The sequence below is a fragment of the Paucibacter sp. B51 genome, assembly GCF_027863535.1.
Classification (GTDB): domain Bacteria; phylum Pseudomonadota; class Gammaproteobacteria; order Burkholderiales; family Burkholderiaceae_C; genus Paucibacter_A; species Paucibacter_A aquatilis.
Genome location: NZ_JAPIVN010000001.1, coordinates 1,376,993 through 1,401,343 on the forward strand (window position 1 = coordinate 1,376,993; position 24,351 = coordinate 1,401,343).

General features: G+C 67.6%; 24 protein-coding genes. 9 read left to right on the forward strand and 15 right to left on the reverse strand.

The window, feature by feature from the left end:
• Positions 1-17 precede the first annotated feature (17 nt).
• Positions 18-3,314, reverse strand: a complete 3,297-nt coding sequence (locus OOB33_RS05850) for a PAS domain S-box protein (protein ID WP_271008009.1) — start codon at positions 3,312-3,314, stop codon at positions 18-20.
• A gap of 185 nt (positions 3,315-3,499) precedes the next feature.
• The gene (pyrF, locus tag OOB33_RS05855) at positions 3,500-4,348 is read right to left on the reverse strand and encodes an orotidine-5'-phosphate decarboxylase (RefSeq protein WP_102768500.1); all 849 of its coding nucleotides are present in this window, start codon (positions 4,346-4,348) and stop codon (positions 3,500-3,502) included.
• A gap of 73 nt (positions 4,349-4,421) precedes the next feature.
• On the opposite strand from pyrF, the gene OOB33_RS05860 reads away from it, so the two are divergent.
• The 4 genes from OOB33_RS05860 (at position 4,422) to OOB33_RS05875 (ending at position 8,242) form a co-directional block, all read left to right on the forward strand.
• Positions 4,422-5,357: a GNAT family N-acetyltransferase gene (locus OOB33_RS05860; RefSeq protein ID WP_271008010.1), complete on the forward strand. Its 936-nt coding sequence runs from the start codon at positions 4,422-4,424 to the stop codon at positions 5,355-5,357.
• Positions 5,358-5,431: 74 nt separating this feature from the next.
• A complete protein-coding gene (locus OOB33_RS05865; protein WP_102768499.1) occupies positions 5,432-6,124 on the forward strand; it encodes a response regulator transcription factor in 693 nt (230 codons plus the stop codon).
• A 66-nt stretch (positions 6,125-6,190) separates the two neighbouring features.
• Complete coding sequence (locus tag OOB33_RS05870; RefSeq protein WP_171827193.1) at positions 6,191-7,528, forward strand: ATP-binding protein; 1,338 nt, start codon at positions 6,191-6,193, stop codon at positions 7,526-7,528.
• A gap of 66 nt (positions 7,529-7,594) precedes the next feature.
• Complete coding sequence (locus OOB33_RS05875) at positions 7,595-8,242, forward strand: Crp/Fnr family transcriptional regulator (protein ID WP_271008011.1); 648 nt, start codon at positions 7,595-7,597, stop codon at positions 8,240-8,242.
• Positions 8,243-8,404: 162 nt separating this feature from the next.
• Here OOB33_RS05875 and OOB33_RS05880 read toward each other — a convergent pair whose 3' ends face one another.
• Complete coding sequence (locus OOB33_RS05880) at positions 8,405-9,106, reverse strand: glycine zipper 2TM domain-containing protein (RefSeq protein ID WP_271008012.1); 702 nt, start codon at positions 9,104-9,106, stop codon at positions 8,405-8,407.
• A gap of 208 nt (positions 9,107-9,314) precedes the next feature.
• On the opposite strand from OOB33_RS05880, the gene OOB33_RS05885 reads away from it, so the two are divergent.
• On the forward strand, positions 9,315-10,217 hold the full coding sequence (locus OOB33_RS05885; RefSeq protein ID WP_271008013.1) for an alpha/beta fold hydrolase: 903 nt from the start codon (positions 9,315-9,317) through the stop codon (positions 10,215-10,217).
• Positions 10,218-10,244: 27 nt separating this feature from the next.
• Here the strand turns inward: OOB33_RS05885 and OOB33_RS05890 are convergent, their stop codons facing one another.
• Positions 10,245-11,081, reverse strand: a complete 837-nt coding sequence (locus OOB33_RS05890; RefSeq protein ID WP_271008014.1) for a ChaN family lipoprotein — start codon at positions 11,079-11,081, stop codon at positions 10,245-10,247.
• A 394-nt stretch (positions 11,082-11,475) separates the two neighbouring features.
• Between OOB33_RS05890 and OOB33_RS05895 the strand changes: the two genes are divergently transcribed.
• Positions 11,476-11,799: a hypothetical protein gene (locus tag OOB33_RS05895; RefSeq protein ID WP_271008015.1), complete on the forward strand. Its 324-nt coding sequence runs from the start codon at positions 11,476-11,478 to the stop codon at positions 11,797-11,799.
• Between the two features lie 55 nt (positions 11,800-11,854).
• Positions 11,855-12,385, forward strand: coding sequence for a GNAT family N-acetyltransferase (locus OOB33_RS05900; protein WP_271008016.1), 531 nt, complete (start codon positions 11,855-11,857; stop codon positions 12,383-12,385).
• Between the two features lie 27 nt (positions 12,386-12,412).
• Here the strand turns inward: OOB33_RS05900 and OOB33_RS05905 are convergent, their stop codons facing one another.
• The 3 genes from OOB33_RS05905 to OOB33_RS05915 all read right to left on the reverse strand — a co-directional run bounded on the left by OOB33_RS05905 (position 12,413) and on the right by OOB33_RS05915 (position 13,674).
• Complete coding sequence (locus tag OOB33_RS05905; protein ID WP_271008017.1) at positions 12,413-12,625, reverse strand: hypothetical protein; 213 nt, start codon at positions 12,623-12,625, stop codon at positions 12,413-12,415.
• A 161-nt stretch (positions 12,626-12,786) separates the two neighbouring features.
• Positions 12,787-13,344, reverse strand: coding sequence for a GNAT family N-acetyltransferase (locus tag OOB33_RS05910; RefSeq protein ID WP_271008018.1), 558 nt, complete (start codon positions 13,342-13,344; stop codon positions 12,787-12,789).
• A gap of 111 nt (positions 13,345-13,455) precedes the next feature.
• Positions 13,456-13,674, reverse strand: a complete 219-nt coding sequence (locus OOB33_RS05915) for a hypothetical protein (protein ID WP_165794611.1) — start codon at positions 13,672-13,674, stop codon at positions 13,456-13,458.
• 291 nt (positions 13,675-13,965) lie between these two features.
• Between OOB33_RS05915 and OOB33_RS05920 the strand changes: the two genes are divergently transcribed.
• Positions 13,966-14,895 (forward strand): tetratricopeptide repeat protein, encoded by a 930-nt coding sequence (locus tag OOB33_RS05920; RefSeq protein ID WP_271008019.1) that lies wholly within the window; start codon positions 13,966-13,968, stop codon positions 14,893-14,895.
• Positions 14,896-14,997: 102 nt separating this feature from the next.
• On the opposite strand, the gene OOB33_RS05925 is transcribed toward OOB33_RS05920, so the two are convergent.
• The 5 genes from OOB33_RS05925 to OOB33_RS05945 are packed head-to-tail and all read right to left on the reverse strand — an operon-like array spanning position 14,998 to position 21,079.
• Positions 14,998-15,225 (reverse strand): formate dehydrogenase subunit delta, encoded by a 228-nt coding sequence (locus OOB33_RS05925; RefSeq protein ID WP_271008020.1) that lies wholly within the window; start codon positions 15,223-15,225, stop codon positions 14,998-15,000.
• Positions 15,215-16,138, reverse strand: a complete 924-nt coding sequence (fdhD, locus tag OOB33_RS05930) for a formate dehydrogenase accessory sulfurtransferase FdhD (protein ID WP_442952991.1) — start codon at positions 16,136-16,138, stop codon at positions 15,215-15,217. The genes OOB33_RS05925 and fdhD overlap by 11 nt, the downstream gene beginning before the upstream one ends.
• The gene (gene fdhF, locus OOB33_RS05935; protein WP_271008022.1) at positions 16,128-19,040 is read right to left on the reverse strand and encodes a formate dehydrogenase subunit alpha; all 2,913 of its coding nucleotides are present in this window, start codon (positions 19,038-19,040) and stop codon (positions 16,128-16,130) included. Before fdhF ends, fdhD begins: the two co-directional genes overlap by 11 nt.
• An 18-nt stretch (positions 19,041-19,058) precedes the next feature.
• Positions 19,059-20,624, reverse strand: a complete 1,566-nt coding sequence (locus OOB33_RS05940; RefSeq protein ID WP_271008023.1) for a formate dehydrogenase beta subunit — start codon at positions 20,622-20,624, stop codon at positions 19,059-19,061.
• Entirely contained in the window at positions 20,624-21,079 is a 456-nt protein-coding gene (locus OOB33_RS05945; protein ID WP_102768484.1) for a formate dehydrogenase subunit gamma, read from the reverse strand. The genes OOB33_RS05940 and OOB33_RS05945 overlap by 1 nt, the downstream gene beginning before the upstream one ends.
• Before the next feature lie 263 nt (positions 21,080-21,342).
• Between OOB33_RS05945 and OOB33_RS05950 the strand changes: the two genes are divergently transcribed.
• Positions 21,343-21,696, forward strand: a complete 354-nt coding sequence (locus OOB33_RS05950; RefSeq protein WP_271008024.1) for a hypothetical protein — start codon at positions 21,343-21,345, stop codon at positions 21,694-21,696.
• 261 nt (positions 21,697-21,957) lie between these two features.
• Here OOB33_RS05950 and OOB33_RS05955 read toward each other — a convergent pair whose 3' ends face one another.
• The 3 genes from OOB33_RS05955 to modB are packed head-to-tail and all read right to left on the reverse strand — an operon-like array spanning position 21,958 to position 24,343.
• Positions 21,958-22,929, reverse strand: coding sequence for a LysR family transcriptional regulator (locus OOB33_RS05955; RefSeq protein ID WP_271008025.1), 972 nt, complete (start codon positions 22,927-22,929; stop codon positions 21,958-21,960).
• Positions 22,926-23,675, reverse strand: coding sequence for an ABC transporter ATP-binding protein (locus OOB33_RS05960; protein WP_271008026.1), 750 nt, complete (start codon positions 23,673-23,675; stop codon positions 22,926-22,928). The genes OOB33_RS05955 and OOB33_RS05960 overlap by 4 nt, the downstream gene beginning before the upstream one ends.
• Complete coding sequence (modB, locus tag OOB33_RS05965) at positions 23,672-24,343, reverse strand: molybdate ABC transporter permease subunit (protein WP_102768481.1); 672 nt, start codon at positions 24,341-24,343, stop codon at positions 23,672-23,674. Before modB ends, OOB33_RS05960 begins: the two co-directional genes overlap by 4 nt.
• Positions 24,344-24,351 lie beyond the last annotated feature (8 nt).

The window sequence follows — 24,351 nt, forward strand, 5'->3', positions numbered from 1 at the left end:
GGCCGCCCGGCGGCGGCTCAGGAACGCGTCTGGTCGTTGTCCTTGTGGCCGATCAGGCGTACCAGGGTGGCGCGCAGCTTGGGGGCGTCGATCGGCTTGGTCAGGAAATCGTTCATGCCGGCGGCCAGGGCCTCGTCGCGCTCGGAGACGAGCGCGGCGGCGGTCAGGGCGACGATGGGCAGCTCTTCGGCGCTGAAGCGCTGGCGCACATGGCGGGTGGCTTCGTGGCCGCTCATCACCGGCATCTGCACATCCATCAGCACGGCGTCAAACGGCCGGCCCATGCTGGCGGCGGCAAAGATGGCCTCCACCGCCTGGCTGCCGTCGTTGGCCTGCGAGACCTCCAGCCCCCATTGTTGCAGCTGGGCCACGGCAATCATCATATTGACCGGGTGGTCTTCCACCATCAGCACGCGCAGGCCTTGCAGGTCCTGGTTGTCGCGCGCTTCGCGCGGCTGGCTGCTGATGGGGGTGGGCGCGGCGGGCAGGGGCAGCTCGGCCCAGAAGGTCGAGCCCTGGCCCAACTGGCTGTTGACGCCGACCACACCGCCCATCAGGGTGGCCAGCTCGCGGCAGATGGACAGCCCCAGGCCCGTGCCGCCGTAGCGGCGGGTGGTGGATTCATCGGCTTGCGTGAAGGCTTCGAACAGGCGCTCGTGCAGCTCGGGGGCGATGCCGGGGCCGGTGTCGCTCACCTCAATGCGCACACGCTCGCCGTCCAGGGTGCTGACGCGCACCGCCACCGAGCCCGACTCGGTGAACTTCAGCGCATTGCTCAGGTAGTTGCTGAGGATCTGGCGGATGCGCACCTGGTCGCCCACCACCCAGGCGGGGATCTCGGGCGCCACGTCGATCTTGAAGGCCAGGCCATGGGCTTGGGCCAGGGTCAGGTAGGCCATGCGCATGGTGGACAGCATGTCGCGCAGGGCAAAGGGCGAGGCCTCCAGCGTCAGGCGGCCGGCCTCGATCTTGGACAGATCGAGGATGTCGGAGATCAGGCCCGAGAGGCTCTCGGCGCTGTCCAGCATCTGGTCCAGGTACTCGCGCCGCGTGGCCTCGGGCAGGTCGGGCTGCTGCAGCATGCGGGCCAGGCCCAGCAGGCCGTTCAGCGGCGTGCGGATTTCGTGGCTGGTGTTGGCCAGGAAGGCGCTCTTGGCGCGGCTGGCGGCCTGGGCTTCGTCCTTGGCCTGGGCCAGGGCGGCTTCGACCCGGCGGCGCTCGGTCACGTCTTCCATGATCCAGATGGTGCCGCCGCGGCTGGGGTGGTTGGGGTCGACCGCGCGGGCCAGCAGGCGGCAGAGGAAGGTGCTGCCGTCGCGCCGGCGCATGGGGCGTTCGGTCTCGACCTGTTCGCCCAGGGCCAGGCGCGGGCCGAGGTCGCGGCCGACGGCGGCATAGTCCTCGGCGCTGGGCCAGACCACGCTGCCATGCTGGCCCACCAGGCCGCCGGGCGGCCAGCCGAACATGGCTTCAACCAGGCGATTGGCCTGGATGAAATGCTGATCGCGGGTCAGCGTGATACCGATCGAGGCATTCTCCAGAATCGCCTGGTGGACCAGGCGCGTGCGCTCGGTCTCGGTCACGTCGCGGGCGTTGATGACCACGTACTGCTGGCCGTCCAGCGCAAAGGGCGCGGCCGACATCAGCATGGACAGGGGCTCGCCGGACTTGGTGACAAAGGTGACCGGCAGCTCCGAGACCCGGCCCTGGCTGCGCAGCAGTTCCAGCATATGGTCACGCTCGGCGCGGTTCTTCCAGATGCCCAACTCCTCGGCGCTGCGGCCCAGCACCTCTTCGCTGCTGTAGCCGCTCAGCCGCTCGAAGGTCTTGTTGACCATGGCGTAGCGGCCCGAGCTGATCTCGGTCAGGGTGATGACGTCGGGGCTGGTGGCCACCAGATGCGAGAGCAGGCCCTCGCTGCGGCGCAGGGCCTCCTGGGCGCGCGATTGCTCGGTCTGGTCGATGAAGAAGGACAGGGTGGCCGGGCCGCTGGCGGCGTCCACGCGCACGCTGGTGGCCTGCACCAGGCGGTGGCGGCGCGACAGGGTGCGCAGGCGGAACTCGGCCATGGGCAGCATGCCGCCCACGGGCATGGCCTCGATCTTGGCGGCCCGCTGGCGGGCACGTTCGTCATCTCCGGGCTCGTAATGCGAGAACAGGTCCTGGCCGATCATGCTCGAGCGCTGGGTGTAGCCGAACATGGCCATGGCGGCCGGGTTGGCGTCCAGCACCCGGCCCCAGCGGTGCAGCACCAGGGGGCTGGGCGAGCGGCGGAACAGCTCGCGGTAGCGGGTCTCGGTGGCGTGGATGGCCTGCTCGGCCTGCACTTCGGCGGTGACATCGCGGCCCACGCCCCAGTAGCCGCGGAAATTGCCCTGCGCGTCGAAGCGCGGCTCGCCGCTGATCGACACGTACAGCACGCTGCCATCGATGGCGCGGCGGCGCGCCACCAGGCCGTGGAAGGCGCGGTGCGATTCGAGGTCGGCGCGGTGCGCGTCCATGTCCTCGTCGTTCAGGCCGATCTGCTCCACCTCCCAGGGCGTCTTGCCCAGGCGGGCCTGCAGGTCCAGGCCCGAGCTGCCAGGCTTGTCTTCGGCCAGGTGGGTGAAGCGGTAGTCGCGGTTCATCTCCCAGTACCAGTCGGCCGCCATGCTCAGCAGGCCGCGGAAGCGGGCATTGCGGTCGCTGGCCGCCTTGGTTGAGCGCTTGACCATGCGCTCGGTCGCCACACCCACCAGCAGGCCCGAGAACAAGAGCAGGCAGTGGATGGCGATGCGCGTGCCCAGGGGCTCGATGGCGGCGGTGCTGGCCGGCCAGCCCTGGTACTCGGCCCAGGCCAGGCCCAGGATGGCCGCCAGGCTCAGCGCACTCAGGCCCAGGCCGATGCGCAGGCCCAGCATGCCGGTGCCGAAGGCGGCGATCAGGCCGACCACGGCCACGGCGATGGAATACAAGCCCACGCCGCGCGAGACGGCGATCAGCACCGCCACCCCGATCACCAGAGACAGCAGCAGCACCACGGCCTTGGGTCCATGCTGGCGCGGCAGCTTCCACAGGCTCAGCAGGCTCAGGCTGCCCAGCACAAAACAGGCGGCCGGTGGCAGCAGGCCTTGCAGGGGCTCGTCGCCAGGCCGGCTCAGCATCAGGACCAGGGAGCCGGTCAGCATGATCAGCCCGCAGGTCATCAAGAACAGGCGCACCGCATGCCAGCGCACCTTGCGTTCAATCGCGGCCTGTTGCTCGGCCGGGCTCAGATCCTGGCCGACCAGGCTGCTCAAATCATCGAGGGAATCGGTACCGCTGCTGCTGCTCACGTCTGCGCCCTGGCTTGGCGGCATGAAAACGTGCCGCACACGACGGGGCCTGCCCCCGACAAACACCGCAGTCTCCCCGACTCCGCGCGGGCTGAACATCGGGACTGCACCGGTAAAGCGGCGCTATTTCGCCGCCGGGCCACGGGCGTGCGAACAGCGTGCAGGAAGTCGCGCGCGGGGGGGGCTCAGCGGCGCGCGGCGTTCAGGGTCTCGCGGGTGGCCAGGGCCACGCGGCGGGCGGCGGCGGCAAAGTCCTCACCGGCGCTGGCGTAGAGCACGGCGCGCGAGCTGCTGACGATGATGGGGCCGCCCTGGCCTTCGCGGCCACCGGCACCGGCACGCCAGCCGGCCTTGACCGTGGCCTCGGCGTCGCCGCCCTGGGCGCCCACACCGGGGATCAAGAGGGGCACGGTCGGTGCCAGCTCACGCACGCGGGCGATCTCGGCCGGGTAGGTGGCGCCCACCACCAGGCCCAGCTGGCCGTTCTGGTTCCAGTCGGTCTGAGCCAAACGGGCCAGGTGCTCGTACAGGCGCGGCTGGCCGGCCACATCGGCCAGGCGCTGGTTCTGCCAGTCGCTGCCGCCGGGGTTGGAGGTGCGGCAGAGCAGGATGGCGCCCTTGTCGCGGTAGCGCAGATAGGGTTCGATCGAGTCGAAGCCCATGAAGGGCGAGAGCGTCACCGCATCGGCCTGGTAGCGCTCGAAGGCCTCGCGGGCGTACTGCTCGGCGGTGGAGCCGATGTCGCCGCGCTTGGCGTCCAGGATGACGGGCACGCTGGGCGCCACGCGTTTGATGTGGGCCATCAGCTGCTCGAGCTGGTCCTCGGCGCGGTGGGAGGCGAAGTAGGCGATCTGTGGCTTGAAGGAGACCACCAGGTCCTTGGTGGCGTCGACGATGGCGGCGCAGAAGTCATAGATGCGCGAGGCATCGCCCTTCCAGGCGCCCGGAAACTTGCTCGGCTCCGGGTCCAGCCCCACACACAGCAGCGAGTCGTTCAGGGTTTGTGCGGCGTGCAGTTGCTGGATGAAGTTCATGGGGGCTATGACCTTGAGGAGGGGGCAGGGCAGGGTGGCATATTGTCCAATTTTTCAAGCAGGGAGCCCAAACATGCGGGTCTTGAAGACGGAAAGGCTGTGCCTGCGCTGGTTTGAACCCAGCGATGTGGACTACGTGCTGGAACAGATCAGCGAAGCGGGCTGGAAGCGCAATATCAGCGACCCCGGCGTCAACGACCTGGCCGCCGCACGCGACTGGATGGAGGCCAAGCTCTTCAACTGGTACTGGCCCCAGGGCCTGGGCCTCTGGGCCATGGAGCGGCTCAGCGACGGCGTGGTGGTCGGCATGTGCGGCCTGTTGCAGCGCGACTATCTGCAGTCCCTGGACATCGGCTACGCCTTGTTGCCGCGTTACGAGGGCGCCGGCTATGTGCGCGAGGCGGCTCAGGCCTGCCGCGCCTATGCCCATGATGTGCTGGGAGAGCCCCTCTTGTTCGGCATGACGGCCACCTTCAACGAGGCCTCGGGCCGGGTGCTGCAAGCCATCGGCATGCAGCGCCTGTCCACCGGCCCGCTGGGTGACAGCACGGAGGACAGCCACCTCTACGGCGTCGGCGAGGCCTGCCGCCTGAGCGAGGACGCGCAGGTGCGCGATTTGTTGGCCCGGTTCTTTGCCGTCTTCGACAACCGCATCGGCCGCCATGCGCCGCTGGCCGCCCTGCCTTACTTCTTCCTGCCCGAGGCGGTGATCAGCCGCGCCAGCCTGCCCGGTGAGGCGGCGGGCGTGCAGCGCATGAGCGTGCGCGAGTTCGTCGAGCCGCGCGTGCAGATGCTGGCTCCGGGTGGCCGCCTGCAGGAGTTTTCCGAGTGGGTGAGCGAGCAGCAGGTGCAGATCAGCGGCCGCGTGGCCCAGGTCTGGCTGCGTTACCGCAAGAGCGGCATCCTGGACGGCCAGGCCTTCGAGGGCGGCGGCGAGAAAACCGTGCAGCTGGTCAAGCCCGGTCGGCGCTGGAAGATTGCCGCCATCGCCTGGCAAGACCGGGATTAAACCCGCCCCAGCGGCCGCAGCGGGCTGGCTACACTTCGGGCTCTCACGACATTCTGCCCTGAAGCCTCCGAACTATGGCCTCCTCCATCCTGCTTGTGGAAGACGACGAACGCCTGGCCGAGCTGGTGGCCGAGGCCCTGCGCAAGGCCGGTTACGAGGTCAGCCTGGCCGCCACCGGCCCCGAGGGCGAGCGCCTGATGCGCGAACAGCCCTTCGATGTGGTGCTGCTGGACGGACACCTGCCGGGCAAGGACGGCTTCGACGTGCTGCGCGATGTGCGGCCGGTCTTCCATGGCCGCATCGTGATGCTGACCGCGCGCAATGACGACATCGATCAGGTCCTGGGCCTGGAGGGCGGCGCTGACGACTACATCACCAAGCCGGTGGCGCCGCGCGTGCTGCTGGCCCGCCTCAAGGCCTTGCTGCGCCGCGAGGTGGCGCCGGCCGGCGAGGCGGACGAAGACGCCGATCTGCGCTTCGGTGAGCTGCTGATCCGCCCGGCGGCGCGCGATGTGCTGCGCGCGGGCGAGCGGGTCGAGCTGACCACGGCCGAGTACGAACTGCTGCTCTTCCTGGCCGAACGGGCCGGCCAGGTGGTCAGCCGCGACGACATCATGCAAGGCCTGCGCGGCCTGGAGTTCGACGGCCTGGACCGCGCCATCGATGCCCGCGTCTCGCGCCTGCGCAAGAAGATTGGCGACGACCCGCAGGCCGCCGAGCGTATCAAGACCGTGCGCGGCCAGGGCTATTTGTTCGCCCGCGACTGATTCGAGGCCGGACATGCACGCCGCCCCTGCTGTATCCGCCGTCTCGGTCGCCCCGCTGGACAGGCCATGCCTGCACTGAGCATGCGTTCGCCCATGACCCGGGTGGCCCTGGGTCTGGGGGTGTCGGTGCTGGCCCTGGTCCTGCTGGTGCAAGGGCTGTTGATGCTGGCCGTGGACGGCGTGACCGATGACTATGTGCGCCGTTTCATGCGCGGCACCGTGGACATGCTGCAGCATGAGCTGGCTCCGCTGGCGCCCGAACAGCGCGCGCGTCGGGTGCAGGTGCTGGACCAGCTCTTCGCCTATCCGGTGACCCTGGTGCCCGCGTCCGGCCTGCGGCCCGAGGATCTGGTGACCTTGAGCCGTGGCGAGCTGGTGGTGCAGGGTTTCAATCGCCGCATCTACGCTTCATTGCCGGGCCTGAACGAGGCCGGGGGTCAGGTCTTGCTCCTGGGACCGCTGAATGCCGATGGCCACCCGGCCGGGCAGTTGCAGGTGCCGCGTGAGCTCTGGCTGCAATTGGCGGCCTCCGTGCTGCTGGGCCTGGCAGTGTTTGCCTTGGCCGCCTGGTTGTTGCGCCCGGTCTGGCGGGACATGCGGGCCCTGCAGCTGGCGGCCGAGGGCATGACGGCGGGCCGCTTTGACATCACCATCCGCGAGCCCGAGAGCCGCCTCTTCGCTCCGCTGGCCGCCGGTGCCCGCGCCACGTTGGAGCGCCTGGCCACGGCCCTGGCCACCCAGCGCGAGCTGACCGGCGCGGTCTCGCATGAGCTGCGCACGCCGCTGGCCCGCCTGCGCTTTGCCATCGACGCCCTGGTGGACGAAGACGATGCCGGCCGGCGCGAGCTGGCGGTCCAGGCCTGCGAGCGCGACATCGACGAGCTGGACGCCCTGATCGACGCCAGCCTGATGCTGGCCCGCCTGGACATGGGGGCGCTGGAGGTCAGCAAGACGCCGGGCGATCTGGCGGCGCTGCTGCAGCAGGAAGCGGCCAGCCTGGCGCCGCTGCTGGATGGCAAGCAGCTCAGCACCGACATCCGCCTCGGCAGCCAGGCCCTGCATTTCGACGCACGCCTTTTACCGTATGCCTTGCGCAATGGCCTGCGCAATGCCGCCCGCCATGCGCGTGAGCGCATCTGCCTCTCGGCCTGGCAGGACGAGGCCGGCCGCATCTGTCTGGCTGTGGACGACGATGGCGAAGGCGTGCCCGAGGCGCTGCGCGAGGCCGTGTTCACCCCCTTCAAGCGTCTGGACGGGCCCAAGGAGCGGGGCAGCCGCGGCTTCGGCCTGGGCCTGGCCATCGTGCGCCGTGTGGCAGAAGGCCTGGGCGGTGAGGCCTTGATGCAACAGGCCCCCAGCCTGGCCGGTGCTCGCTTGCTGATGCGCTGGCCTGACGGACAATAGCCACTGACCCCGAGCCCTGAACCCCGTGCGCTCTTGCACCGAGTTTTCACCTCAAGCACTGACATCATGACATTGACACTGACGCCCTACACCGATGTGATCAAAGACGAAATGCTGCGTGAAATCGCCAGGCGCGGCGATGTGCGCGCCTTCCCGGCACTCAGCACCTTGTTGCGCGAAGGTGACACCACCGACGCCTTCTACATCCTGCTCTCGGGCCGGGTGAAGGTCTTTGGCACCGACAGCAAGGGCCGCGAGGTGGTCTACAACACCATGGGTCCGGGCGAGTACTTCGGCGAGCTGAGCCTGGACGGCTCCAGCCGCTCGGCCTCGGTGCAATGCCTGGAGCCGGTCAAGTGCGTGATGGTGCGTGGCACCGATATGCGCGAGTTTCTGGGCCAGCACCCCGATTTCGCCCTGCACCTGATCCGCCATCTGATCGCCCTGCTGCGCCGCTCGACCGACAGCGTCAAGAGCCTGGCCCTGGACGATGTCTATTCCCGCCTGGCCAAGCTGCTGCAGGAAATGGCCGAACCTGATGTCAGCGGCCGCCTGGTCGTGCCCCACAAGCTGACCCAGCAGGACCTGGCCGAGCGCGTCGGCGCCTCGCGCGAGATGATCAGCCGCATCCTGCAGCAACTGGTCAAGGGCGGCTACATCGAGCGCCAGGGCCGGCGCATGGTCTTGCTGAAGAAGCTGCCGCCGGGCTGGTGATCAAGCTTCCTGTTCAGCCCCAGAGTTTGAGTTTTTTGCAGCGAGCGGCGCTCAGGCTAGGCGGACGGCGCACAAGAACCGGAACGTACTTTCTGTACGTGAGGATTCTGAGCACCGGACCAACGACGCATGAGGGTCGCGTAGCTAGAAAGGCTCAAACTCTCAAACTGGCTGGACGGTGTGGCTGATGTTCAGCTTGAGCCATTGGCCTGGTTGCTGAGGCAGTTGCACCTGGTACTCCTGACCCTGGTGCTCGTAGCGCACCGTGTAGTCGCGCACCTGTTCGCGCTGCACGCTGACCGGGCGGCAGACCTGCACCTGCTGCTGGCTGTAGCTGGGGTAGCTCGCCGTCGAGCCGGAGGGTTCGGCCATGCTTTTGCCAATCAGGGCGCCCGTGGCGCTGCCGGCGGCGATGGCCACATGCTTGCCGTTGCCCTTGCCGATCTGGCTGGCCAGCAGACCACCGGCCAGGGCGCCGAGCACCGCGCCGCCGGTGCCGCTCATGCCGGCCTGGCTGGCCACGGGCGGCTGCACCACCTGCTGGGTCTCATAGCTGCATTGCTGGCGCGTCTCGGTGATGCGCTCCAGGTTCGGGGTGGACGAGATCACCCGCACCAGGGTGCTGCTGTTCGCCTGCGGGCCCAGGGATTGGGCGCGCACCTCGGCCGGCAGGCCGGCGAACAGCACAGCGCTCAAACTCAGGGCCAGGGCGCTGGCGGCGATGTTCTGGGCCGGGCTGCGTTCGGCGATGCTTTGCTCGGCCAGGGTCGGCAGCTGCTGCAGCGGGCGAGCCTCGGGGCGGGCGCGGCGGCTGTTGAACTTGCGCTGGAAGGGGCTGAGGGTGGCGGCCAGGGTGTGTTGCATGATGTCGGTCTCCGTTGCGGATCGCTGGATGGATCTGTTGTCGATGAACGGAATTGTCAGAAACCCGGACCTCCACGTCTGTGGCGCTTGCGTGCGCCGAGTTTGACCGTCTGTGACGGCGGGCGAGGACGATATGGCTTTCGGCCCCGTCGCGACGGCCGGGCATGATGGCGCCTTGCTTGCCCACCTTGCCTTCGGAGCCCTCTCGATGTTGGTTCGCCCGGCCCTGAAACCCGCCGACTTTCTGAAACGCCTCAGCTGGACGCTGGGCCTGGCCACGGGGCTCGGTCTGATGACGAGCCCGCCCGTACAGGCGGCCGATGCAGGCCCGATGCGCCAGCGGGTTGGGGCGCATGAGCTGTCCTGGGAATGCCGGGGTGAAGGCCAGAGAACCGTGGTGCTGGTGGCCGGTATGGGCCTGGACGTGCGCGCCACTTTCAAGAACACCTACCGCCTGTTTCCGACGGAGCTGGGGCGCATCTGCCTCTATGATCGTGCGGGTGTGGGCCAAAGCAGCCCGCTCAGCCGGGCCCGGCCCTTGCAGGCCCTCAGCGATGAGCTGGCAGCTCTGGCTGAGCTGCGCCAGTGGGGTGAGCTGGTGCTGGTGGCGCATTCCTTCGGTGGGTTGATCGTGCGCTCATTCGCCCTGGACCATCCGCAGCGTGTGCGCGGCCTGGTGCTGGTCGATGCGGTCCATGAGTCCTGGTTGGCTCAGCTGCCCCAGGTGCTCAGCCCCAACGGGTGGTCCACCATGGAGCGCATCATCCGCTGGGAGAAGGAACAGCATTCGCATGAAGACTTTGTCGAAGCGGTGCAAAGCCTGCAAGCCCGTGGCGCGCCCTCGGCGGCCTTGCGGGCCTTGCCGGTGACCGTGCTCAGCCGCGGCTTGCCACACACCCAAATCCGCCAGACCCGCATGAGCTATGCCGATGTGGACGCCTACAACGCGAGCTGGGACCTGGCCCAGGCTCGACTGGCTCTCGATCACGTGGCGCCGCGCCGTGTGCGCATGACCCATGCCTCACATTTCTTCGACGAACAGGATCCTTGGCTGGTGGTCGAGGAGATTGAGGGCCTGCTGAAGCGTCTGCCGCCACCCGCGCCGCGCTGAAGCGCGGTCCGGGGCAGCCGGTTCAGTTCAGCGCCGCAGCGATTTGCAGGGGTCTTCGCGTTCGGCCGGCGCGGTCAGCACGCGGCTGTCGAAGCGGCCCGGGCCTTCCTGGCCTTGCTCCAGATAGCCGATGGTGCGGATCTCGCTCGCCGGCACGCCGGCCGCTTCCAGGTAGCGCGGCACGCCGAGCTCACGGTCGACATGGCCGTTGCCGGCGATCAGGACCACGCGTTCGGCGCCGCCCTCGCGGGCGGCCAGCATGGCGCGGGCCATGGCTGCATCGCGGGCGCGCTGGGCCAGGGCCATCGGCGCTTGCATGGCCGCAGGCAGGGCGCCGCAATGGCCTTCGTCGATGGTGCGGATCATGGCGCTCTGCTGGGCCTCGCCCCAGGGCGTCTGCTCCAGCAGGCGGCGCAGATCGGCCGGCCAGGTTTCGGCCGACACGCCCTTCATCAGCGGGCGCAGTTCCTCGCGGCTGAGGTTGCCGCCGGCCACCGTGGCGCCGGCCTGCAGGCTGGTTTCAAACAGCGGCTTGTGCAGGGGCCAGCGCCAGTTCTTCTTGTCCAGCTGGGCCAACTCCACCAGGGCCTCGGCATCGTGGCGCGCTTCGGCCGGGAGGCTGGCCAGGGCGGGCGTGCGCTGGGCCGGGATCTGCTCGAACACGACCGTGCTGCGCCGCCCGTCCTTCATCAACTCGGCCAACCAGGCCGCCCGCAGGCGGTGTTGCTCGGCGTTGTCATGCACCTCGCCGAGCAGGATGAAGCGAGCCGAAGTGGCCGGGGCGTCCGCCGCGGCAGCAGGGGCGGCGTGCAGCCCACTCAGTGCGAGCAGTAGCAGGCTCAGTGTCAGGGTCAGCGCTTTCATCGGGTTCCTTGGCTTGAGACGGTAGGCGGGCTGATCTTGCCATGAGCGAGCCGCACTCAGCCCTGACGAAACGCCGTGGGCAGCTCGCCCGACCAGCGCTTGAAGGCGCGGCGGAAGGAGCGCGGGTCGGCATAGCTCAGGGTCTGGCTCGTTCAGTTCGCGCTGCACGCGCGGGATCAGGGCTCAGGTCTGTTGGCGCGACATCGGCACCGGTGTCACCGAGGGCCGCAGACTGGCCTGGCTGCGCGGCTGGATTGGCGTTGGGTCGCAAGTGAAGCCAAGTTCTCATGCTCAAATGCCTGTGAGAGCCTGGCGCCATGCTGGCTTCATCTCAGGGATGAGTTTCGCCGTGGGAACGCCTGGCGGAGCGAGATTGCAGGATAGAGAAAGAAAGATGAGATTCTTTGAACTTTTCACGGTCATGGTTTTGGCCGGCGCGTCCTCGTTCACCAGCGCGGCACCATCCAAATTGGAGCCCGGGCGCTGCCCGGTCAAACCGCCGCCGCAGCTGAGCGACAAGCGGTTGCCGAACGGCGAGTTCTTCATGACGGCGAGGTATCTGTTGAAGGCCGACGGTGCCATCGAGCAGATCACGGTGGAAGGCAAGGGCCCCGAGAGCTTCCGTCGTGCCATTGCGGATGCCATCCGCGCCTACGACTGCGTGCCTGCAGCAGCAGACCAGGAGATCGAATCCGAGTTTTGGATCCGGATTTCCTAGTCCTCTGCACAGATCCCAAGTTCGCAGGGGGCTCCGTGGGTTCCCTGTCTCCGCCATGCAATTCATCGAGCCCGGCATGTACCCGATCCGCATCCTCACCGCCGCAGACGCCAGCGCCTACCGCAGCCTCATGCTCGAGGCCTACGAGCAAGCGCCGGATGCGTTCACGGCCACGGCGGCCGAGCGCCGCGCGGAACCCGAATCCTGGTGGATCCGGCGGATCGGCAGCGCTGACGGCCTGGCCACGAGCTTGGGGGCATGGCAAAACGAGCAGTTGGTCGGCACGGTGGCGCTTGAGTATTCGGCTAAGCCCAAGACACGGCACGCCGCGCTGGTGCTGGGCATGTATGTCCAGGCGGCGCAGCGGGGCCAGGGCTTGGGTCTGGCGCTGATGAAGGCGGCTGTGGCGGCGGCCTCGTCGCGACCTGAGATCCTGGCTTTGAACCTGACCCTGACCGAGGGCAATGAGCCGGCCCTTCGCCTGTATCGCTCGGTGGGCTTTGTCACCTGGGGTGTTCAGCCGCAGGCGATTCGCATCGAGGCGGGCCTCAAGGGCAAGGTGCACATGTCGCTGTCACTGTCCTGAGTTCGCCGCGCCGCCTGAGTTCGCGGCTCAGGGCTGCGAACTTGCTGCAAGGGCCGGTCTGTCGGCGCCTTGAGCGTCTGAAGCATGGGCCACCTTGCTGAAGAGCAAAAGGGCGCAGACGGCAGAGGCGCCCGACAAGGCCAGCCCTGCAGCAATGAGCGCCAGTGTCTTGCGGGCTGAAGCGGGCAGCTTGGCCCAGGAAAAGTCGAACTGCTTGTGGTGGGGGGTCAGGATTTTCATGTGCTGTCTCCGCACGCATGTCGCCCACGACGTGGACCCACAGCGTGCATCAGGAAAGAAGGAGACGCATTGTCAAAAGCTGGGCCGGCTTTGTCCGTGGCCCTTGTGTGCCGAGACTTTGACGAAATGTGACGGCAGGTAGTGGGCAGTGGGCAGCAGGCTCAGCGCGGCAGAGTGGCGTCCAGCGCCGCCGGCCCTTGGTGCCGGTACACCAGGCCCTCGCCGCCGCGGAATGGGATGCTGCGCTCCAGCGTGGCGCCCAGGCGTTCAGCCACCTGGACCGATGGCCGATTGCCCGCTGCGATCACGCTGACCGCCGTCTGCCAGCCGAAGTGGTGGTACGCGGCCCGCAGCGCCGCACCGGCAGCCTCGGTGGCATAGCCCTGGCCCTGGGCCTCGGGCAAAAGCGCCCAGGTGATCTCGGGCTCCAGCCAGCCTTCCGGGAACCAGAGCCCGGACAGGCCCAGAAACATGCCGTCGGATTTGCGCTCCAGGGCCCAGGGCCCGTAGCCGCGCAAGGCCCAGTGGCCGAAGTAGGCCGCGAACTTGCGCCAGGCTTCGTCGCGCCCGCAGGGCCCGCCGTAGCTGGCCGACACGGGGTCGGCAAAGAAGCGGGCCATGCCTTCGAAATCCGCCTCGGCAAACGGCCGCAGCCGCAGGCGGTCAGATTCGAAGCTGGGGATGGCGGCGATGAAGTTGCTGAAACGAGCGGCGGTCATGTGGGCTGCGGGTAAAGCTGGACGTTGTCGTGCTGCGATCGAGCCCGCATTCTGTCGCTTGGCTCAGTCGCTTGCTGCCCACAGCGGCCTACCCCTCGTTCACCTCGTCGATCAGTGGGCGCGCTGGCCGGACACCGTGCCGGTGGCCAGCGCGCTCGACCATTGCGCTTGTCGGGCCAGCTCAGAAGCCGTGGCTTCATCGGCGGTGACCAGGAACTCCGTGCTGCTGCGTTCAACGAAGTAGGCGCTCTTGAAGCGCAAGAGCAGTTCACCCAAGGCCTGGCGAGCCTGACGCGGGGCGCCGTTGAAGGTGAGGGTCAGCGTGGTCATGGTGCTTTGGCTTTCTTTCAATCAATCGTTTCTAGTCGCGAACCGCCTGCTCAAAAAAATGCGCAGGTGATGTGAGAACGCCGCAAACGACGGCCGGTTGACGAGTGCATGCTCACTGGCTTCGTGACACGGATTCGGCGTTTCGTGCGTCGTCCAGTCTGCCGTGTCGCCGAACCGGTCTCGGAGTGCCGGGGGCGTCCGCCTTCGGCTTCCTACCCTTGAGATACATTGACTGAACTGCAGTTGAGAGCCGATTCGATTCGAGCTACCAAATCAAGTACGGAGGACTGAATGTCAGTGGCGCAGAACCCAAGTAACGCAGATCTTGTCGACCAACTGCTTGACGAGGCCCATGCGCTGGACGATCTTGAAGCAGCAATGCCCTTGTACGAGCGCGTACTTGCACTCGACCCCGATAGCGCTGTTGTTCACTACAACATCGGCCTGGTACACAAGTACCGCGGCGCCTGGGCTGAATCGCTGCGGCACAACCTTCGTGCCCTTGAACTCCGTCCTGACGATGAGGCAACCCTCTGGAATCTTGGAATCGCCGCGACTGCGTTGCGAGACTGGGGCAAGGCTCGGGAGGCATGGCGCCGCGCCGGGATCCAGATCACTGAGGGCGAGGGGCCGATCACGGAGGACTTTGGCATTACGCCTGTTCGCCTGAATCCGGATGCAAACGCGGAAGTGGTTTGGGGGCGTCGAATTGATCCGGTGCGCGTGGTCATAGGAAACATTCCATATCCGAGTTCCGGATTCAGAGCCGGCGATGTGGTGCTGCATGACGGTGCACAAGTTGGGGAGCGTCAGCACCAGGGGAGAAGCTACTCGGTGTTCAATGTTCTTGAGTTGTTCGAGTCTTCGGCGAACAGTACGTATGAAGCGGAGGTTTGCACGCGCGACGAGGCACATCTTCGTTCATTGACTGCCCAGCTCGACGTGGCGCAGGTCGAACACGAGGTTTGGACCAGCAATGTTCGTATCCTTTGTCGACAGTGCAGCGAAGGCGTACCGCACGAACACAGCGGAGATGAGGGTGAGACCTTGCAAGCCTGGCCGGAAAGTCACGTGATCGGTATCAGCACGACAGAACCCGAGGCAGCGCGACGAGTGCTGGAGCGCTGGAGTTTCGGAGAGTCACACTCCCGTTCAGGTGAACATGGAGGCAACAGTTTGCGGCGATTTGAGTGCGTGCTTGCCGGTTCGGCGGTGCATTGATCGGGTCCCTCCGATCACCGAGCTGTTCCGGACCTAGCCCCGGTCGAACATTGGTCGTGGGCTCGTTCGCACTGGACTTGACCGCACGGGTCAGTGTCTAACTCAGCCAAGGCTAGCCCGGCGCAGCTCAATCGCCTCTCTGACGATCGGCAGCAGCTCGATGGCTGCCCCCGCGTCCTCCATCGCCGCCAGCAGCTCCCGCCGCATGCGCGGCTCCCAGAACTTTTGAATGTGGGTGGCGATGCCGTCCAGGGCTTCGGCGTGGTCGGGCATGGCCTGGAAGAAGGTGCCGATCTGGTTGGCCATGCGGACGAGCTTTTCAATGTCCATGGGAGGGCTTGAGCTGGGGTTCGGGGTCGTGGAGGTCGAGCCGCTCGGGGTGGCAGTACACGACCAGGTCCTGGCGGCGGGCGAAGCCGACCAGGGTCATATTGGCGCACGCGGCGGTGGCCACGGCGAAGGAGGTCGGGGCGGACACGGCTGCGAGCAGAGGCACGCCGGCGCTGGCGGTCTTCTGCACCATCTCGAAGCTGGCGCGGCTGGTGACGGCGATGAAGCCTTCACCGGCCTTGACCTCATGCCGGGCCAGGGCGCCGATCAGCTTGTCCAGGGCGTTATGGCGGCCGACGTCTTCGCGCAGCCATTTCACCTCGCCCTCGGCCGAGCACCAGGCGGCCGCGTGCACGGCGCCGGTGGCCTGCTGCAGGGTCTGGTGCTCGATGAACTGGCCCATGGCCCGGGCTATCGCCGCGCGGCTGAACAGCCGGCCTTGGCCCGGCGTGGCCAGCTCCGGCAGGTGGCGCGCCACTTGGGCCAGGCTTTCGGTGCCGCAGAGCCCGCAGCCGGTGCGCCCGGTCATGGAGCGGCGGCGGTCTTTCAATCGGGCGAAGGCCTCGCCGGCAATGCGCAGGTGCAAGGTGATGCCTTGCTCGCTGCTTTCTTCCTCGACGCTGAACAGTTCATGCGGTGCACTGAGGATGCCTTCGCTGAGCGAAAAGCCGAGCGCGAACTCTTCCAGGTCCAGCGGCGTGGCCAGCATCACCGCATGCGAGATGCCGTTGTACTCCAGGGCCACCGGCACTTCTTCGGCCACCCAGTCGTCCACCGCAAAGGCCGCGCCCGCGCGCACGCCCTGCACGGGCAGCACGCGAGCGCCCTCGCAGAATGTGGGCCGTGCCGCGCCCGCCCCGGCGCTTAGTGCTGGGGCCGGGGCTGCTGGTTTACCGCTGTGCTCACTTGCCATGGGCGCCCTCGGGCTGGCGGGCCTGTTGCAGCGCGTCTTGCTGGGCCTGGTTGAAGCGGCTGTACTCGCGCTGCCACTCCGAGGGCTGCTGCACCGGCATCACCTGCACGGCGGTCACCTTGTACTCGGGGCAGTTGGTGGCCCAGTCGGAGTTGTCGGTGGTGATGACGTTGGCGCCCGACTCCGGGAAGTGGAAGGTGGTGTAGACCACGCCCGGCTGCACACGCTCGGTGACGGTGGCGCGCAGCACGGTGTCGCCGGCGCGGCTGGCGATGCCCACCCAGTCGTCGTCCTTGATGCCGCGTTCTTCGGCGTCGTGCGGGTGGATCTCCAGGCGGTCCTCGCTGTGCCACTGGTTGTTGGGCGTGCGCCGGGTCTGCGCGCCCACGTTGTACTGGCTCAGGATGCGGCCGGTGGTCAGCAACAGCGGGAACCTCAACGTCACCTTTTCATCGGTGGGCACGTACTGGGTGATGATGAAACGGCCCTTGCCGCGCACGAATTTGTCCACGTGCATGATGGGCGTGCCGGCCTCTTCGGTGTGCTCGTTGCAAGGCCATTGAACGCTGCCCAGGCGTTCGATCTTCTCGTAGCTGACACCGGCGAAGGTCGGGGTCAGCGCGGCGATCTCCGCCATGATCTCCTCGGGATTCTTGTAATCCATCGGGTAGCCCAGCGCTTGAGCCAGCTTCTGGGTCACCTCCCAATCGGCATAGCCGGCCAGCGGCGGCATGACCTTGCGCACGCGGCTGATGCGGCGCTCGGCATTGGTGAAGGTGCCGTCCTTTTCCAGGAAGCTCGATCCGGGCAGGAAGACATGGGCGTACTTGGCGGTTTCGTTCAGGAAGATGTCCTGCACCACCACGCATTCCATGGCCATCATGGCCGCGGCCACATGTTTCGTATTGGGGTCGGACTGCACGATGTCCTCGCCCTCGCAGTACAGGCCCTTGAAGCTGCCCGAGAGTGCCGCGTCGAACATATTCGGGATGCGCAGGCCCGGCTCGGGGTTCAGCGTCACGCCCCAGGCCGCCTCGAATTGGCCTCGCACGGTGCTGTCGCTGATGTGGCGGTAGCCCGGCAGCTCATGCGGGAAGCTGCCCATATCACAAGAGCCCTGCACATTGTTCTGGCCACGCAAGGGGTTCACGCCCACGCCTTCGCGGCCGACATTGCCGGTGGCCATGGCCAGGTTGGCAATGCCCATCACCATGGTCGAACCCTGGCTGTGCTCGGTCACGCCCAGGCCGTAGTAGATGGCGGCATTCGGCCGCCGCGTGACGGCGGCCGTTCCATCGCTCGCACCCGTGGCATACAGGCGTGCCGCGCCGCGCAGCTCGGCCGCCGGCACGCCGCTCGCAGCCTCCAGCGCCTCGGGCGAGTTCTCGGGCCGGGCCACGAACTCGCGCCACTGATTGAAGCTCTTGGGGTCGCAACGCTCGGCCACATAGGCTTCATTCACCAGCCCTTCGGTGACGATGACATGGGCCAGGGCGGTGATCACCGCCACATTGGTGCCGGGCTTGAGCTGCAGATGGTGGGCGGCCTGGATGTGGGGCGACTTGACCAGGTCGATGCGGCGCGGGTCGACGACGATGAGCTTGGCACCCTCGCGCAGGCGGCGCTTCATGCGCGAGGCGAACACCGGGTGCGCCTCGCTGGGGTTGGCGCCGATGACCATGATCACATCGGCCTTCTCCACCGACTTGAAGGTCTGCGTGCCGGCCGAGGTGCCCAGGGTCTGGCCCAGGCCGTAGCCGGTGGGCGAGTGGCAGACGCGAGCGCAGGTGTCGACGTTGTTGTTGCCGAAAGCCGCGCGGATCAGCTTCTGAACCAGGTAGGTTTCCTCGTTGGTGCAGCGCGAGGAGGTGATGCCTCCGATCGAATCCTTGCCATGCTTGGCCTGGATGCGGCGGAACTCGCTGGCCGCGTGGTTCAGCGCCACCTCCCAGCTGACCTCTTGCCAGGGGTCCTGGATGCTGGCGCGGATCATGGGCTTGGTGATGCGGTCCTGGTGGGTGGCATAGCCCCAGGCAAAGCGGCCCTTGACGCAGCTGTGGCCCTCGTTGGCCTTGCCGTCCTTCCAAGGCACCATGCGCACGACTTGCGTGCCCTTCATCTCGGCCTTGAAGCCGCAACCCACGCCGCAGTAGGCGCAGGTGGTGATGACGCTGTGCTCGGGCTGGCCGAGCCAGATGACGGATTTTTCCTGCAGCGTGGCCGTGGGGCAGGCTTCCACGCAGGCGCCGCAGCTCACGCATTCCGATTCCATGAAGGGCTGGTCCTGGCCCGGTGAAACGCGCGACTCAAAGCCGCGGCCCGAGATCGTCAGCGCAAAGGTGCCTTGCGTTTCTTCGCAGGCGCGCACGCAGCGGTTGCAGACGATGCACTTGCTCGGGTCGTAGGTGAAATAGGGGTTGGACTCGTCTTTCTTCGAGTCGCAATGGTGGGCGCCTGCCGCGGCCCCAACGCCATAGCGCACATTGCGCAGCCCCGTCACGCCGGCCATGTCCTGCAGCTCGCAATTGCCATTGGCCGAACAGGTCAGGCAGTCCAGCGGGTGGTCGGAGATGTACAGCTCCATCACGCCTTTGCGCAGGTCTTGCAGCTTGGGCGTCTGGGTCTTGACCTTCATGCCGGCCTCGGCCGGCGTGGTGCAGCTGGCTGGGAAGCCCTTGCGGCCCTCCACCTCCACCAGGCAGAGCCGGCAGGAGCCAAAAGGCTCCAGGCTGTCGGTGGCGCAGAGCTTGGGCACCTTGATGCCGGCGTCCACGGCGGCGCGCATCAGCGAGGTGCCCTTGGGCACAGTGACCGGGAAGCCGTCGATTTCCAGCGTCACTTCTTCGGTCGATTCCCGGCGCGGCGTGCCGTGATCGATGTCGTGCTTGAGATGATCCAACATGGTGATTTGCTCCTGGGCTCAGGCCGCGGCCTGGTCGGGCGCGGCAAGACCGAAGTCCTGCGGGTAGTGGTTCAGCGCCGAGAGCACCGGGAACGGCGTCATGCCGCCCATGGCACAGAGCGAACCGTGGGTCATGGTGTCGCAGAGGTCGCGCAGCAGGATCACCTGCTCGGCGCGGTTCTGGTTCTTGCGGATGCGGTCGATGACCTCCACGCCGCGGGTCGAGCCGATGCGGCAGGGCGTGCACTTGCCGCAGGACTCGATGGCGCAGAACTCCATGGCGTAGCGGGCCAGCTGGGACAAGTCGGCCGTGTCGTCATGCACGACGATGCCGCCGTGGCCGACCACGGCGCCCATGGCCGCGTAGGCCTCGTAGTCCAGCGGCACATCCCATTGCGACTCGGGCACATAGGCGCCCAGCGGGCCGCCGACCTGCACCGCCTTGATCGGCCGTCCGCTGGCCGTGCCGCCGCCGAAGCCGTAGAGCAACTCGCGCAGCGTCAGGCCGAAGGCTTTCTCGACCAGGCCGCCATGCTTGATATTGCCGGCCAGTTGGAAGGGCAGGGTGCCGTGCGAACGGCCGACGCCAAAGTCACGGTAGGCCTGGGCACCGCGCGCCAGGATGATGGGCGCGCTGGCAAAGGTGATGACGTTGTTGATGACCGTCGGCTGGCCGAACAGACCCGAGAGCGCCGGCAGTGGCGGCTTGGCGCGCACCACGCCGCGCTTGCCTTCGATGCTCTCCAGCATGGCGGTCTCTTCGCCGCAAACATAACTGCCCGCCGCCTTGCGTACTTCCAGATGGAAGGCCTGGCCGCTGCCGCAGACGCTGTCGCCCAGGAAGCCGGCGGCCGTGGCGCGGGCGATGGCTTCGTTCATCGTCGCGATGGCATGCGGGTACTCGGAGCGGATGTAGATGTAGCCGCGGGTGGCGCCCACCGCCAGCGCGGCGATGGTCAAGCCCTCGATCAGCATGAAGGGATCGCCCTCCATGGTCATGCGGTCGGAGTAGGTGCCCGAGTCGCCTTCGTCGGCGTTGCAGACGATGTACTTTTGGTCGGCCTTGGCTTCACGCACCGTCTTCCACTTGATGCCGGCCGGGAAGGCCGCGCCGCCGCGACCGCGCAGGCCCGAGTGCAGCATCTCCTGGATGATGGCGCTGCCGTCCAGGCTGAGCGCGCGGCGCAGGCCGGCCCAGCCCTCGTGGGCTTCGTAGTCGGCCAGCGAGAGCGGGTCGATGACGCCGACGCGGCGGAAGGTCAATCGCTCTTGCAGCGCCAGGAAGGGAATCTGCTCGGTCACGCCCTGGCGCAGCGGGTGTTCGCCGCCTTGCAGCAGGCCGGCATCGAGCAGGCCCGGCACATCGGCGGCCTCGACCGGGCCGTAGGCGATGCGGCCTTGCGGCGTCTGCACCTCAACCAGGGTCTCCAGCCAGAACAGGCCACGCGAGCCATTGCGCACCAGCTCGATGCTCAGGCCGCGGCATTGGCACTCATGGCGCAAGGCCTCGGCCACCTCGTCGGCGCCCACCGCCAGCGCGGCGGAATCGCGCGGCACGAATACTTTCACGATGGCGCTCGTCATCACAGGCCCTCCTTGGCCAGCAGGGCGTCCAGCTTGGCCGGCGTCATGCGGGCGTGCAGGCGTTCGTTGATCTGCAGGGCTGGGGCCGAGGCGCACAGGCCCAGGCAGTAGACCGGCTCCAGCGTCACCGCGCCGTCGGCCCGTGTGTGGTGCGAGGCGCAGCCCAGGCGCGCTTCGGCATGGGCCAGCAGCGCTTCGGCGCCGCGGGCCTGGCATGCTTCAGCGCGGCAGACCTGCAGCACCTGCTTGCCCGGCGCTGAGCTGCGAAAGAAATGGTAGTAACTGATCACCCCATGGACCTCGGCCCGGGACAGGCTCAGGTGCTCGGCAATCAGGGGCACGGCGGCCGGCGGCACATGGCCCAGGGCCTCCTGCACGGCATGCAGCAGGGGCAGCAGGGCGCCGTCTCGGGGCGGGTGTGCGGCCAGCAGTTCGGACAGGGAGAGATCGTTCATGGCTAGGGGCTGTTCAGACAGAGGCGCATGGCTGTGTGGCAGCCATGGCTGCGGGCGTTGCGAGGGTCGCTCAGACCGCTCAGATTGTCCAATTCAATCCGGAAATGGGGCGATCAGTTTGGGGAATCAGGGCTGAGCGGTCTGTGCCTGCCTCCGAGCCGCCAGACTGCCGCCACCCCGGCTTGGTAAGCGCTCCGGAGCGCCATTTCCGCCGAGAAGACCGCGCGTCTGCTCAGGTGGCGGGTTCGAACAGCACCCCACGGGTGTTCGAACTGAACTGCACAGCCAAGCCGACCTCAGGTCGTGATGAGAAGAAGCCCATGGCGGCGGAGCTGATGCAGTGCCAGGCCTCCGCATTGCCTGGGCTGAGCGACTCCAGTCCCGGCGAACGGCGGAACCACATCGTTCAGAACTGGCGCTGCGGCCAGCATTCAGGAGAAAAGGCCAACTGCGAGTTCAGCCCACACCACGGCGAGGCCGAAGGCAAGGGCAAGCACGAGGGCGAGCCGACGACCCACACCCGAGACCTGTCTCAGCCCCAAGACTGCGATGGAGCCGGAAGCAAACAGAAGAACTGCGGCAGCGAGGAAATCACCGGGGCCCCACGAAACCTCTGAGCTGATTTGCATCGCGACAGCTGGCACGAGAAGCAATAGTGCAGTTCCAAGCGCGACGCCGAGAAGTGAATTCTTCAAAGTTGCCATGGACATCGCCTTTCCTGAGCAGTCAGCACGCACCGCGCCAAGTGTAGAGGGCCGCTCCTGCTTGGTGTGTGCGGTGGCCGGGTGTCGCCTTCGCTGTTGCATGCACTCCTGGTTTCACGCTTGCGGGCTTCACACGGCCATTCAACCGTTGGAAGTCGACAAGCGCTAGCGCTTTCAGCGCCCCTGCAACAAGCCGCTGTGTTGTGCCGCCTCTGCCAACCATGCCGGGTCTTCCGCCAGCGCCAAGGCCGCTTCCAGTGTGCGTGAGGGGCGGCTGCCCTGATGCAGCATTAGGGCGATGGGCACGCCAACCAGAGGGGCCACCAGGGGGCGCGCCTGCAGGCCGCATGTGGATGGGCCGTAGGCCTGGAGTTCGCCGAGCAGGGCGCCGGGCAGCACGCTGCTGACCTGGCCGGCCAGCACACAGCTGACCAGCGCAGCGGTGGAATTGGATTCGATCGCCGCCTGCACCTTGGGGACGCCGGCGTCGGCAAAGGCGCGGTCGATGATGCGGCGGTTGTGCATTTCGGCGCTGAGCAGGCACAGGGGCAGTGCGGCGGCGGCCTGCCAGCCCAGCTCTGCGCCGATGGACAGGCCGATCCCGCTGCGGCCCGGAGTTTCGGCATGCCGCTGCAGCAGGAAGTAATGTTCGATGTACTGAGGCAGCAGGCGCAGCTGGGCGCGGCTGCGCTCCAGGCGCTCGCTATAGCCCAGAGCCAGGTCGAGCGCCAGGCTTTCCAGCCCCGCCTCCAGCTCGACCGAGCTCATCGAGCGCAGCGTCGGCCGTATGCCCGGATGCAGGGCCTGCAGGCGCGCCACAAAGCGGGCCGCGATGGGCATGGCCGTGGGCACCGAGCCGATCAGCAGGTTCCCGCAGGGCGAGCCGCTGCGGCTGTCCAGCTCTTGCTGCAGCAGCTCCTGCTCGTGCAGCATGCGGCGCGCGCTGGCCAGCACGCGCTCGCCCTCTTCGGTAAAGCCGGCGAAGCTGCGGCCGCGTTTGACGATGGCCGTGCCATAGCTCTCCTCCAGCGCCCGCAAGGCGTTGGAAAGCGCCGGTTGGGTGACATGGCATGCCAGCGCGGCACGGCCGAAATGTTTGTGGTCATCGAGCGCGACCAGGTATTTGAGCGAGACGAAGAGGTTCACGCGGCCAGCCCTTGTTCGAACTCGCTGTCGATCTCGGCCTCGCCGCCCACCAGGCGGCCGGCGCGCAGCTGCAGGGCCAGGCCGCCGAAGAAGGCCAGGTCCTCGGGGTCGTGGGTGATCATCAGCATGGGGATCTGCAGGCGCTGCAGCAGGGCAGCCAGCTCCTCGCGCAGGCGGCCGCGCAGGGCCGGGTCCAGGGCCGAGAAGGGCTCGTCCAGCAGCAGGGCGCGCGGCGCACCCACCAGGGCGCGAGCGAGAGCGGTGCGCTGGCGTTGCCCGCCGGAGAGTTGCTCGGGCCGCTGCCCGGCCACGGCGTCCAGCTCGAAGGCCTGCAGCCAATGCTCGACGCGCGGGTCGCGCCAGCGCCGGCTGGGGTTGAGCCAGCCGCGGCGCAGGCCAAAGGCCACGTTCTGCCGCACATCGAGGTGCGGGAACAGGGCGTAGTCCTGGAACAGATAGCCAAAGCCGCGCTGCGCCGCCGGCACATCGATGCTGCGCACGCTGTCGAGCAAGACCTGACCCTGGCAGCTGATGCGGCCCTGGTCGGGGCGGTTCAGGCCGGCGATGGCTTGCAGCGTGAGGCTCTTGCCGGCGCCCGAGGGGCCGTAGAGCACCGTGTGCATGGCCTCGCTGCGAAAGCGCAGGTTCAGGCTGAAGCGGCTGCCCGATCGCTCGCGGCTGCGCAGGGTTTGCTGGATCTGCACATCGAAGCAGGCGCTGGGTGTGTTGCTGACTTTCGTGCTCATGCCGCGCTCCGCGAGGGTTGCAGCCGGCCGGCGGCCAGCAGCACGGCCACACAGGTCAGCGAGGTCAGGCCGACCAGCAAGCTGGCGCTGCCGTCCTGGCCCGCCTGCACCGCCTCGAAGATGGCGATGGACAGGGTTTGCGTCTGCCCGGGGATGCTGCCCGCCACCATCAGCGTGGCGCCAAACTCGCCGAGCGCGCGCGCAAACGCCAGCAGCAGCCCGGCCAGCACCCCGCGCCAAGCCAGCGGCAGGCTGACGCGGAAGAACAGCGCCCAGGGCCCCAGGCCCAGCACGCGCCCGGCCTGCTCCAGCTGGCGGTCCACGCCCTCGAAACCGGCCCGTGCCGATTTCATCACCAGCGGAAACGACACCAGGGCTGCGGCGATCACCGCACCCTGCCAGGTGAAGATCAGCTGGATGCCGAGATGGGTGTCCAGCCACTGGCCGATCGGCCCGCGCCGACCCAGCAGCACCAGCAGGTAGTAGCCCAGCACCGTGGGCGGCAGCACCATGGGCAGGGTCAGCAAGGCATCGAGCAGCTCGCGCCCCGGAAAGCGGCGCCAGCGCGCCAGGCCATAGCCGGCCGCCGTGCCCAGCACCAGATTCACGGCCGTGGCCCAGCCGGCCACTTTGAGTGACAGGGCCAGGGCGATCCAGGCGGCATCCATGGGCAGGG